General features: G+C 61.7%; 11 protein-coding genes. All 11 read right to left on the bottom strand.

Annotated elements, in window-relative coordinates; all coding sequences use genetic code 11:
- Nucleotides 1-32 precede the first annotated feature (32 nt).
- The 11 genes from BLU37_RS16185 to puuE all read right to left on the bottom strand — a co-directional run bounded on the left by BLU37_RS16185 (nucleotide 33) and on the right by puuE (nucleotide 11,724).
- Nucleotides 33-1,004: a TRAP transporter substrate-binding protein gene (locus BLU37_RS16185; RefSeq protein ID WP_010449835.1), complete on the bottom strand. Its 972-nt coding sequence runs from the start codon at nucleotides 1,002-1,004 to the stop codon at nucleotides 33-35.
- Between the two features lie 79 nt (nucleotides 1,005-1,083).
- Nucleotides 1,084-1,971 (bottom strand): glucurono-1,5-lactonase, encoded by an 888-nt coding sequence (locus BLU37_RS16190; protein ID WP_090206518.1) that lies wholly within the window; start codon nucleotides 1,969-1,971, stop codon nucleotides 1,084-1,086.
- A 33-nt stretch (nucleotides 1,972-2,004) separates the two neighbouring features.
- Nucleotides 2,005-2,829 carry an NAD-dependent epimerase/dehydratase family protein gene (locus BLU37_RS16195; RefSeq protein ID WP_090206522.1) on the bottom strand — a complete coding sequence of 275 codons (825 nt, stop codon included), beginning with the start codon at nucleotides 2,827-2,829 and terminating at the stop codon, nucleotides 2,005-2,007.
- Nucleotides 2,830-3,029: 200 nt separating this feature from the next.
- Nucleotides 3,030-4,283 (bottom strand): OprD family porin, encoded by a 1,254-nt coding sequence (locus BLU37_RS16200; RefSeq protein ID WP_026007753.1) that lies wholly within the window; start codon nucleotides 4,281-4,283, stop codon nucleotides 3,030-3,032.
- Nucleotides 4,284-4,549: 266 nt separating this feature from the next.
- A complete protein-coding gene (locus BLU37_RS16205) occupies nucleotides 4,550-5,335 on the bottom strand; it encodes an outer membrane protein OmpK (protein ID WP_026007752.1) in 786 nt (261 codons plus the stop codon).
- 182 nt (nucleotides 5,336-5,517) lie between these two features.
- Nucleotides 5,518-6,873 (bottom strand): nucleobase:cation symporter-2 family protein, encoded by a 1,356-nt coding sequence (locus BLU37_RS16210; protein ID WP_090206525.1) that lies wholly within the window; start codon nucleotides 6,871-6,873, stop codon nucleotides 5,518-5,520.
- Between the two features lie 231 nt (nucleotides 6,874-7,104).
- Entirely contained in the window at nucleotides 7,105-8,415 is a 1,311-nt protein-coding gene (locus tag BLU37_RS16215; RefSeq protein WP_090206529.1) for a urate hydroxylase PuuD, read from the bottom strand.
- A 183-nt stretch (nucleotides 8,416-8,598) separates the two neighbouring features.
- The gene (locus tag BLU37_RS16220) at nucleotides 8,599-9,111 is read right to left on the bottom strand and encodes an ureidoglycolate lyase (protein ID WP_010449826.1); all 513 of its coding nucleotides are present in this window, start codon (nucleotides 9,109-9,111) and stop codon (nucleotides 8,599-8,601) included.
- Between the two features lie 100 nt (nucleotides 9,112-9,211).
- Nucleotides 9,212-10,207 (bottom strand): allantoicase, encoded by a 996-nt coding sequence (alc, locus tag BLU37_RS16225; protein ID WP_010449825.1) that lies wholly within the window; start codon nucleotides 10,205-10,207, stop codon nucleotides 9,212-9,214.
- A 78-nt stretch (nucleotides 10,208-10,285) separates the two neighbouring features.
- Nucleotides 10,286-10,801: a 2-oxo-4-hydroxy-4-carboxy-5-ureidoimidazoline decarboxylase gene (uraD, locus tag BLU37_RS16230; protein ID WP_019362753.1), complete on the bottom strand. Its 516-nt coding sequence runs from the start codon at nucleotides 10,799-10,801 to the stop codon at nucleotides 10,286-10,288.
- Entirely contained in the window at nucleotides 10,798-11,724 is a 927-nt protein-coding gene (gene puuE / locus BLU37_RS16235; RefSeq protein ID WP_090206533.1) for an allantoinase PuuE, read from the bottom strand. Before puuE ends, uraD begins: the two co-directional genes overlap by 4 nt.
- Nucleotides 11,725-11,890 lie beyond the last annotated feature (166 nt).

Genomic DNA, 11,890 nt, shown 5'->3' on the forward strand with positions numbered 1-11,890 from the left:
CGCCGGTCGGACCTTCCATGTGGGTGGGGGCGTTACTCGACCGCTTCGATACGGGTCATCAGCTCGGCGTAGGGAGCACCGTATTTCTGGCGGATCGGGGCGGTGGCCTCATAGAAGGGCTTCTTGTCGATGTCGACGAACTCGACGCCGGCGGCCTTGAGCTTCTCTTCGCTGCTGGCCGATTTGGCATCCCACAGGGCGCGCTGTTCCAGCTGGGCCTGGCGCGCGACCGTGCGCACCAGCGCCTGCTGTTCTGGCGTGAGTTTTTCCCAGGTGGTCTTGGACATCACCAGCGGTTCCGGCAGGATCAGGTGACCGGTCAGGGCGTAGTACTTGGCGTTCTGATAGTGGTTGTGTTCGAGCAGGGTCGGCGGGTTGTTTTCCGCGCCGTCGATCACCCCGGTCTGCAGCGCGCTGAAGATCTCGCCGGTGTCCATGGCGATGCCATTGCCGCCCATGGCATTGATGGTTTCGATGAACAGCGGGTTGCCCTGTACGCGGATTTTCATGCCCTTGAGGTCGGCCAGGCTGCGCACCGGTTTCTTGGTATAGAGGTTGCGCGTGCCGCCGTCCATCCAGGCCAGGGCGACCAGGTTGAATTCGGACTGGGTGATCTTGTCGAGAATCTCCTGGCCGATCTCGCCGTCGATGATCTTGCGCATGTGCGCCTGGTCGCGGAACACGAACGGCATGTTGAACACGTTCACGTCCGGCACCACCGGACCGACGATGCCGAGGCTGACCCGGGCCATCTGGATTGCGCCGATCTGGGTCTGTTCGACCACTTCCTTTTCCGAGCCGAGCACGCCGCCGGAGAACATCTTGAAGGTCAGTTGACCGTTGCTCTGCTGGACCAGGGCCTTGCCCATGTTTTCTTCGGCGACCACGGTCGGGTAGCCGGCCGGGTGAACATCGGCGAACTTGATTTCCAGCGCCTGGGCCAGATGGCCGAAGCCGAGAGCGAGGGGGAGTGCGGCGACAAGAAGCTTGCGTTTGAAGTCCATGGGGTGAATCTCCGTCTTGTTGTTATTGTCTGGCTGCTTCGTTCAGAAGTTCGCTGCAGGCGCCTGCGGGCGCCGGGAGTCAGGCGTTGAAAAAAGGTTCCTCCAGGCCTTGGGCGCCGGGCCGCAGGGCGAATACGCCGCCAGCCAGAGGCTGGTCGTGCAGGTCGCCGGTGGGGCGGATCGAAGTGACGAACAAGGTGCTCAGGTCGCTGCCGCCGAAGGCGCACATCGCAGGTTTTTTCACTGGCACCGCGAGGGAGCGGTCGAGGCGACCGTCGGGGGTGAAGCGATGGATCAGGCCGTCGTCGTTGCCGCAGATCCAGTAGCCGCCATCGACATCCATGGCGGCGCCGTCGGGGCGCCCGGGGTGTTGCCGCATGTCGACGAACAGCCTGCGGTTGTGCGGTGTACCGCTGTCAGGGTCGTAGTCGAAGGCCCAGATCGCTTGCACGCTGGGGTGCGAATCGGAGAGGTACATCGTCTTGCCGTCCGGGCTGAAGGCCAGGCCGTTGGGCACGACCAACTCGTCCAGCTGCGCCTTGAGCGGGGTGGTCTGCCCGGCCTCGTAGCGATACAGGGCACCTACCGCGCGGCCAGGGCCCATGTCCATCAGCATGGTGCCGGCCCAGAAACGGCCCTGGCGGTCGCAACGGCCATCGTTGAAGCGCATGCCGGGGACGGCGTGGGGCACCGTGCTCAGCAACTGGCTGTGCAACATATCATCGTCGCCGGTCTGCAGGCGGAACAGTCCGCTCTCCAGGCCGGCGATCCAGCTGCCATCCCGGTTTCGGGCGATGCAGGCGAGCATTTCTGGCGCTTCCCAGCTGCGGCTCTGACGGCTATCGGCACTCCAGCGGTGCAGGCGGCGGGCCGGGATGTCGACCCAGTAGAGTGCCTGCTCATGCACGCTCCACACCGGACTTTCGCCGGTGGCGTTGCGCGCGTCGAGAATCAATTCAGCGTTCATGGCGGTTCCATTGCCCGAAGGGTGGGGGCGTACTCAGTCGCCGAAGGGGCCGGCTACGGCAAAGGCACCGCCCTGATAGACCAGCGTCGGGTCGTCCGCTGGTGGTGCCGGTTGGGCTTCGACCTCGGCGCGGAACGGCTCGGAGCTGTCCTTGGGCTGGTAGCCGAGGTGCGCGGCGAGATGGTTGTCCCACCAGATATAGCGGTTGCCGGAGACGCCGTAGACCACGGTGTGTCCAACGTTCGGTGTATACAGGGCGCGCTCGATCAGTTGGGTCAGGTCGTCGAAGCTCAACCAACTGCTGAGCATGCGACGGTTCTGGGGCTGGGCGAACGACGAGCCGATACGGATGCTGACGGTTTCGATGCCATAACGATCGAAGTAGAAACTGGCCATGTCTTCGCCGTAGGACTTGGACAGGCCGTAGTAGCTGTCCGGGCGGTGCGGCACGCGGGCGTCGATGGTTTCGCTCTGCTTGTAGAAGCCGATCACATGGTTGGAGCTGGCGAAGATCACGCGTTTGACGCCGTGGCGGCGAGCGGCCTCGTAGACATGGAACACGCCGCAGATGTTGGCGCCGAGGATCTCTTCGAACGAACGCTCCACCGAGACACCACCGAAATGCAGGATGGCGTCCACGCCTTCGACCAGTTGGTGTACCGCCTGTTTGTCGGAGAGGTCGCAAAGCTGGATTTCCTCGCGATCGTCGACTGCCGGCGCCATCTCGGTGATATCGGACAGGCGCAGGACCCGTGCATAGGGTCGCAGGCTTTCGCGCAATACCTTGCCCAGACCACCGGCCGCGCCAGTGAGCAGAAGACGGTTGAAGAGTTGCGGGGTCGGCGTTGCTGAGGTCATGGCTTGGCTCTGATCGGAGGTTTGTTGTTGTATTTGTCGTCCGTTGTCGTACGACAACTGTCTGGATTATCGTCAGCGTGAAACGGCTTTGTCAATGCAGCTGGGTGGGTGATTCGCGGTGATTACGCTGTATAGATTTTGCAAGATGTGTCGGGATGGTGCAGTGGGGGAGCCCGTAAACGGGCTCCCCCCAAGCCGCGTTACAACAACGAAATCGGATAGCTGATGAACAGACGGTTTTCGTCGAATTCGTTGGTGCTGAAGTTCTTGCGGATGCTCGAGTTGCGCCAGCGGATGTTCAGATTGCGCAAGGTGCCGCTCTGGATGGTGTAGGCCAGTTCCGACTCGCGGCCCCATTCCTTGCCGTCGGTGATTGCGCCGATGTGCACGTTGTCACCGCTGATGTAGCGGTTCATCAGGGTCAGCCCCGGAATCCCCAGCGCGGCGAAGTTGTAGTCGTGGCGCAGTTGCCAGGATTTTTCCTGGGCGTTGTCGTAGCTGTTGTTGTAGCTGTCGTTGGCCAGGGTGCCGCCGCTGGTGCCGTTGACCCGCATCCAGGCACTCTGGCCGGTGAGCTTCTGCAGGCCGACATAGAAGGTGTTGCCGCCGTACTTGGCCGAGAACAGGCCCGACCAGGTCTTGTTCTCCAGGTCGCCGGCCAGCGCACTGCCGTCTTCCTTGCCGTAGAAGTAGCCGAGGTTGGCACCGAGGGTCCAGTCGCCCAGCGGTTGGCTATGGACGAGGTTGACGTACTGCTGGCGGTAGATGTCCTTGAGCTGGGCATTCCACAGGCCGACCATCGTGCGCTTGTCGTTGAAGGTGTATTCGCCGCCGGCAAAGTTGAAACGGTCGGAAGTGATGCCGGGCCGGCCGTTCATGAACATGTCGCTCATGCTCGAATCGTTGCGCGGGCTGTTCTTCTGGAACTGGCCGCCGTACAGCGTCAGGCCATCGATTTCCTTCGAGGTGATCTGGCCACCCTGGAAGGTCTGCGGCAGCGAGCGCCCGTCGTCGGAACGGAGGATCGGCAGTACCGGCATCCATTCGCCGACCTTCAGCTCGGTCTTGGAGATTTTCGCCTTGAGGGCCACGCCCAGGCGGCCGAAGTTGTCGGCCGGACGCCCGTCATGGTCCAGTGGCAACAGTTGCGTGCCGCCGGTGCCCTTGCCGCCATCGAGCTTCTGGGAAAAGGTGCCGAGCACATCGGCACCAAAACCGACGGTGCCCTGGGTGAATCCGGACTTGGCGTCGAGGATGAAGCTTTGTGTCCATTCCTCGGCTTTGCCCTGAGTAAAGGCAGGGTTGGTGAAGTTGCGGTTGAAGTAGGCGTTGCGCAGATTCAGGTTGGCGCTGGCATCGTCGACGAAACCTTCGGCGCAGGCCAGGGACGGTAGGATCAGGGCGAGACTGGTGGTGCCGGACAGCAACAATGATCGAGAGGGACGAATCATCATGAGGGTGAAGCTCCTGCGGTTTTTATTGTTATTTTCGTTATACGTTGTCGTACAACATTGGGCGGATTATCGACAGTTGAAAAAAGCTTTGTCAATGTGCTGCCACATGAAAAATGCAGGAAGATCCGGAGAATATCGGTGATCCGGCTTGAACCCTTGAGTTAGAGCGGTCGGGAGTGTTTGTGCCGGGATGAGTTTTTTGCGCTTGGGCGATGAGGCTTTGGGCGGCGCTGCGAATGGGGAGCCCATCGGGCTCCCGTTCGTCATCAGAAGTGATACTTGACCAGCAGGCTCGCGGTGTCCTGGTTGGTCTTGAAGGCACCGGAGTCTTCGATGCCGTACTTGTTTTTCCAGTAGTCGTACTCGACACCGACGTACAACTGCTTGGCGCTCCAATGCAGAGCCTTGCCCAGGTCGTACTTGATCTGCGGGTTGAAATGCAGGTTGGCGTGGTAGGTGCCGCGTGCGGTCTGGTCGTTGTCGACTACCCAGTCCATGAACCCGTCGATCAGCACATTGGAGTCGCCCACCGGGATGGTATAGGACCAGACCGGAGTGATCTGCCAGACGTTGTCGCCAGGGCGGTTGCCTTCGGTCTGCCGCTGGTAGAAGTTCAGCTGGAAATAATCGAAACCGGGGATCGCCAGGTCAAAACCCGGGCCGATCAGGTAGGACTCGTTGTCGCCTTCGCCGAACTCATAGGTCATGGCCAGCAGGACGTCCTTGATCGGGCCGAATTCGAGCTTCTGGTCGAGGATCTTGCCGAACGACAGGCGGGGGCTGAACTCACCGTAATAGGTGTTGGGGCCGACGTTGCCGTCTGCCTTGCCGTTGTAGAAGATTCGGTCGAGGAAGAAGAAGTTGTCGCCGTACTTCCAGGCGTCGGCGTGCTCAAAGGTCACGGTCTGCTGAATCTGCGGGTTGACCGCGAAATTCTTGCCCCACAGGTAGGTCAGGCTGTTGTTCTGCCACTGCAGCAGGTCGTCGGCCGCAGACGTTCCGCTGGCCAGCAGTGTCCCCGCGAGCATCAGGCTCGTGCAAGTACGTTTCATTTGGTTGCTCCCAAAGTTAAGAAGGTTCGACGTTGAGGTCGTCCGGCGCTCTGAGATGGCGCCTTTTTTCGGCTGTAAACGAGAGGGCGCGCAGGATACAGAGGCGTGCACCCGGCCTCAAGTGCCAGCGACAGTACGTCGCTGGCAACCCGTCAGGCATTGCAGTGGGGCATTGCCGGTCTTCAGTGCGGGGGCACGTGACCGCTGAGGGCGGCCCGTTCGGCACCGCCGAATACGTTGAACAGCAGGTTCAGGGCTACTGCGCAGAGAGTCGCCATGGCGATCCCGCTGTGGGTGATCGGCCCCATCCACTGTGGCAGGTGGGCGAAGAACTCTGGGCGGACCACGGGGATCAGACCCATGCCGATGCTCACGGCCACCAGCAACTGGTTGCGGCGGTCAGAGATGTCGGCTTCCTGAAGGATCTTGATGCCGGTGGCAGCCACCATGCCGAACATTGCGATGGCCGCGCCACCGAGGACCGTGGGTGGAATCGAGGCCACCAGGAAGGCCGCCTTGGGCAGCAGGCTGAGCACGATCAACAAGCCGCCGGCAACCAGGGTCACCGAACGGCAACGTACGCCGGTCATCTGCACCAGACCGATGTTCTGGGCGAACGAGGAGTGGGTGAACGTATTGAAGAAACCGGCGAGGAACGAAGCGCCGGCATCGCACAGCAAGCCGCGGCGGAGCATCCGTGGGGTGACTTCCTGGCCGGTGATTTTCCCCAGGGCGAGGAACATGCCGGTGGATTCGACGAAGATGATCACCACCACCAGGCACATCGAGAGGATCGGTGCGAGGTGGAATTGCGGCATGCCGAAGTGCATGGGCGTGACCACTTTGACCCAGGGCGCCTGAGCCAGGCCGCTGAGGTCGACCATGCCGATGGCGCCGGACAGCAGGTAGCCCAGGGCCATGCCGATCAGTACCGAGATATTGACCCAGAAACCGCGCATGAAGCGGTTGATCAGCAGGATGCTGAGCAGCACCAGGCCCGCGACCATCAGGTAGATCGGTGAGCCGAACTGCGCGACGCTGCTGCCACCGCCGGCCCAGTTGACCGCCACGGGAAACAGCGAGAGGCCGATGGCGGTGATCACCGTGCCGGTAACCAGCGGCGGAAAAAAGCGCACCACCTTGGACATGAACGGCGCAATCAGCATGCCGAAGAAACCGGCGGCGATGGTCGCACCGAAGATTCCGGGCAGGCCGATGCCGGGCATGCCAGCCATGGCTACCATGCTGCCGACGGCGGCGAAGCTGGCGCCCATCATCACCGGCATGCGGATGCCCAACGGACCGATGCCCAAGGACTGCACCAGGGTGGCGATGCCGGCAACCAGCAGGTCGGCGTTGATCAGAAAGGCGATCTCTTCACGACCCAGGCCAGCGGCCTGTCCGATGATCAGCGGCACGGCAACGGCTCCGCCGTACATCAGCAGGACGTGTTGCAGGCCCACCAGCAGCAGTTGCAACAGGGGCAGGCGCGCAATAGCGGGGGCTTCAGGTATGCGCGGTTCGGATAGCTCGGACATGCAACACCTCGGAGGTTTTTTATTCTTGTGGCCTTGGCGCTGTGTGGTTGCGGACAGCGCTTCGGGTTGCCGGGTAACGCAAGCGTTTCACTGCGGGTCGCTGATCTCGCGTTCGCCCGCTGACCACCTGTGGGAGCGAGCTTGCTCGCGAAGCCTTTGACGCCCTTGAGGGCCCTTTCGCGGGCCAGTCGGATCGCCGCATCGCCTGCTCCTGCTGGGCCTTGGTGTCCCTTAGGGGGTACGTGCCCCCTGGTTGATCCAGGCACCGATCAGGTCACGTTCCTGTTGGGTCATCTGGGTGATGTTGCCCAGTGGCATGATCTGGGTCGTGACGGCCTGGGCCTGGATGCGCGGGGCCAGTTGCTGGATCTGCTGCGGGGTGTCGAACATGATCCCGGCCGGGGCGCTGCTGAACAGCGGGCTGGTGGGTTTGGCCGAGTGGCAGACCGCACAACGTTCCTGAATAACGCTGTGAACCTTGTCGAAGGCGACCTCATTGGCCGCTGCAGCCGCTGCCGTCGGTTGGGGCGCCGGTGCACTGGCCTCAGTGGCCGGAGCTGGCTTGAGGCCGCCGCCGAGGGCGGTTTCCGGCAGCGGCTGGTACTCGATCTTCGTTGCCGCCTTGGCCGTTTCGGGCGTGGCAGGCATCGGTGCCGGGCCAGTGACATAAGCCAGGCAGATCATGCCCAGCGCTGCGACCGGCAAGGTCCAGGCGAACTTCTGGCTGTTGTGGCGGGTGTTGAAATAATGCCGTACCAGCACCGCCAGTACCGCGATCCCGGCCAGGATCAGCCAGTTGTACGGGCTGCCGTAGGTGCTGGGGAAGTGGTTGCTGATCATGATGAACAGCACAGGCAGGGTGAAGTAGTTGTTGTGTCGCGAGCGCAGCAGGCCCTTGGCCGGCAGGGACGGGTCCGGCGTGCGATTCTCGGCGATGGCTGCCACCAGGGCGCGTTGGGCCGGCATGATGATGCGGAACACATTGCCGACCATGATGGTGCCGATGATCGCCCCGACGTGCAGGTAGGCGCCACGGCCGCTGAATACCTTGCTCAATCCATACGCCGCCGCGATCAGCAGTATGAACAGGAGCAGGCCGAGCAGGACCGGGCGCTTGCCCAGTGGTGAGTCGCAGAGAAAGTCATAGACGAACCAGCCGACGACCAGGGCGCCGATGCCGATGGCGATGCCTTCGGCACCGCTCAGGCCGCTGCCGGGAGCGACCAGGTAGAGCAGGGGATTGGAGTAGAACACCACGCACAGCAGGGCGACACCTGACATCCAGGTGAAGTAGGCTTCCCATTTGAACCAGTGCAGGTTCTCCGGCATGCTCGGTGGGGCCAGCTTGTATTTTTCCAGGTGGTAGATACCACCGCCGTGGATGGCCCAGAGGTCGCCGGCCAGGCCGCTTCGAGGGTTGACCCGGTTGAGGTTGTTTTCCAGCCAGACGAAATAGAACGACGCGCCGATCCAGGCGACGCCGGTGATCATGTGAACCCAGCGCACGCTCAGGTTCAGCCATTCCAACAGATGTGCTTCCACAGTCTTTACCTCTCTCCTGTCGCTCTTTTGCAGAACGATCAGGCTTCTTCTTATTGAAAGACGGTGTGAAAACGTAGCCAGCGATGGCAGGACTGAACGAAAACCGCCGTGATGTCCGGGGTGAATAGGGTCACCGGGTATCCCGAGTCGGTTTCAGTGCGGCCTTGTCTGGCACAAGGGTTTTCACTCCGTCCGCTGGTGGGGGGCGAGGATCAACCGCTCATCCTCTTGGAAAAAATGCTCATCGCAGTTGTTACCGCTGCCACTGCGATCAACCACCAGGAAGTCATCCCGCTTTTCGATCGTCAGCACCGGATGGTGCCAGACGCCGCGATGGTAATTGATGCCCTGCCTGCCATTGGTGATGAAGGCGCGGACCAGACCCGATACCGGTGCATCGCCAAGTGGCGCGACCACGATCAGAAAGGGGTTGCCGAGCAGCGGGATGAAAGCCTGGCTGCCCAGCGGATGGCGTTCGAGCATGCACACGGTCAGCGGCATCTCCAGCGCATCGGCGCGGAAGATGCTGATGATCGCCTTGTCGTCGGGCGTCGCGGTTTCTACCGTGGCCAGTCGATGGAAGCGCTGGGTCGAACCGTTGTTGATCATGAAGTGATCGCTGCCGTCGGTTTCGATCACATCACCGAAAGGGGCGAAGGCTTCTTTGGTCAACGGTTCAATCGTCAGTGTGCGCATGCTGTTCTTCTGTTCTCGAAATTTTTGGTTATGGCGTGATCTTGTAGGAGCTGGCAAGTCGGATCGCCGCATCGCCAGCTCCTACACAAGGGCGCGTGCGTTACTTCGCGACCTTGCCCAGCAACCGCAGGCGGCTCACGCCACCATCCGGGAACACATTCAGGCGGATGTGGGTGATCGGACCCAATGCCTTGATCTGCTCGGCGAAGGTATGTTCGGCGTGCATCTCCAGCTTCTGGCTCGGCAGCAGTTCGCGCCAGAACAGACTCTGGGTTTCGATCTGGCTGTCGGTGCCGCCCTTGACGAAGGCGGCCTGGATCGAGCAACTGTCAGGGTAGTTACCCTTGAAGTGCAGGGTGTCGACGATGATCTTCTCGATCTCGCCCGGATGCCCGAGGGCGACGATCACCCAGTCATTGCCCGGTGTACGCCGACGGGCAGTTTCCCAACCGTCGCCCATGTTGACGCCACGGCCCGGGTTGAGGATGTTGCTCATGCGCCCGAAGTGTTCGTCGGAGCAGGCCAGGGCCCGGCCGCCGTTCAGCGCGGCAGCGAGGTCGATCTGCTCGTTGTCGCCCACCGCCGACCAGTCGCGGTACGGAATGCCATGCACCCGCAGGCGGGCCACGCCGCCGTCCGGGTAGATGTTGAAACGCAGGTGGCTGAAGTGTTGCTCGTTGCTGATTTCATGGTAGTGGTGGCTGTTGCCCTGCAGCTCGACGGCTGGCAGCACCTCGACCCACTGGGTATTGTCATCCGGCTCGCCTTCGCTCAGGAAGCAGGCCTCCAGCGACGCCGATGGCGGGTAGTTGCCGGTGAAGAACGAGGTGTCGATGTCCACGCCCTTGATCGAGCCGGGCACGCCCAGGCGGATCACTGCGCTGTCATAGCCTTCGAAACGCTTGCGGCGCGACTCCCAGCCATCCATCCACTTGCCGTTGTCATCGAACACGCCTTCCTTCCAGACCGCCGGAGTCGGCTGGAACAGGCGGTTGGCATCGGCGAACCAGTCGTCGGTGACGGAAATGATTCGGGTGCCCAGGCGGGCGTCGGCCAGGTTGACGAATTTTTCGAAAGGTGCGGCGTAAGCTTTCATTTTTCTTGTCTGCCTTTGAGCAAGTGGCTGGGGATATTCACCTGGTCCTGGACACCCGCGGCGCCGGGACCTGGCGCGCTATAGGGTCATTAAGCGGAACAGGGCGATCTTGTTGATTTCGGCCAGCGCGCACTTGAACTCGGTGTCCACCGGGTTGTGGATGCGCGCTTCGAACGCAGCGAGGATCTGCTGCCGGTCGCTGCCTTTGACCGCCATGATGAAGGGAAACTTGAACTTGGCCTTGTAGGCTTCGTTCAACTCGGTGAAGCGCTGGAACTCTTCGGCCGTGCATTGATGAATACCGGCGCCGGCCTGTTCATGGGTGCTGGCTTCGGTCAGTTGGCCCTGGATCGCGGCTTTGCCGGCCAGGTCCGGGTGGGCGTTGATCAGCGCCAACTGGCTGGCATGATCGGCGCTCAACAGGATATCGCTCATGCGCTGGTGCAGCGTTTCGACCTGGTCGATCGTCGTGTCCTGGCCCAGGTCGAAGGCCTTTTCGGCGACCCAGGGCGAGTGTTCGTAGATATCGGCGAACGCTGCGACGAAGGCTGCGCGATCCAGGGTCGATGGCGTGAGGGTCTGGAACACGGTCATTGTGCCGGCTCCTGGTAAGGGTGGGTGGCGTGCCAGTGGCGGGCGATATCCACCCGGCGAGTGAACCAGACCTGGTCGAAACCCTTCACGTATTCGAGGAAACGCTGCAGCGAGGCCAGGCGCGCCGGGCGGCCGATCAGTCGGCAGTGCAGGCCGATGGAAAGCATTTTCGGTGCCTCGGCACCCTCGGCGTAGAGCACGTCGAACGCGTCCTTGAGGTACTGGTAGAAGTCATCGCCCTGGTTGAAACCCTGCACCTGGGTGAAACGCATGTCGTTGGTGTCGAGGGTGTAGGGGATCACCAGGTGCGGCTTGCCGGTCGGGTTGTTCGGTTCCCAGTAGGGCAGGTCGTCGTCGTAGGTGTCGCAGTCGTAGAGGAAGCCGCCTTCTTCCATCACCAGCCGACGGGTGTTCGGACCGGTGCGGCCGGTGTACCAGCCCAGTGGGCGTTCGCCGCTGATCTCGGTGAGGATGCGGATGGCCTCGAGCATGTGCTCGCGCTCTTTTGCCTCGTCCATGTACTGGTAGTCGATCCAGCGGTAGCCGTGGCTGCAGATTTCGTGGCCGGCCTCGACCATGGCGCGGATGACATCCGGGTGGCGTTGGGCGGCCATGGCCACGGCGAAGATCGTCAGCGGGATATCGAATTGCTTGAACAGCTTGAGAATCCGCCAGACGCCGGCGCGGCTGCCATACTCATAGAGCGACTCCATGCTCATGTTGCGCTGGCCCTGCAGGGGCTGCGCCGCGACCATTTCCGAGAGGAAGGCTTCGGACTCCTTGTCGCCGTGCAGGATATTGCGCTCGCCGCCTTCCTCGTAGTTGAGCACGAAGGACAAGGCGATACGGGCGTTGCCCGGCCAGTGGGGATGAGGAGGGTTACTGCCGTAACCGATCAGGTCGCGTGGGTAGTCAGCGCTCACTGCAGTCTTCCTTCTTGTTCGAGTTGGCGGTTACGTGGCGTCCCGGCCAGGTCGGGCAGCATCACGATGATAAGTTAATTGTATACAACTTTATCGGATATTTGTAATCCGGATTTTTCCCATCTCATTCGAATTTCGTCGGTTATACGGGTGGTTTAAAAATTGT

Origin of the sequence: Pseudomonas asplenii, assembly GCF_900105475.1 — a bacterium.
Lineage (GTDB): Bacteria > Pseudomonadota > Gammaproteobacteria > Pseudomonadales > Pseudomonadaceae > Aquipseudomonas > Aquipseudomonas asplenii.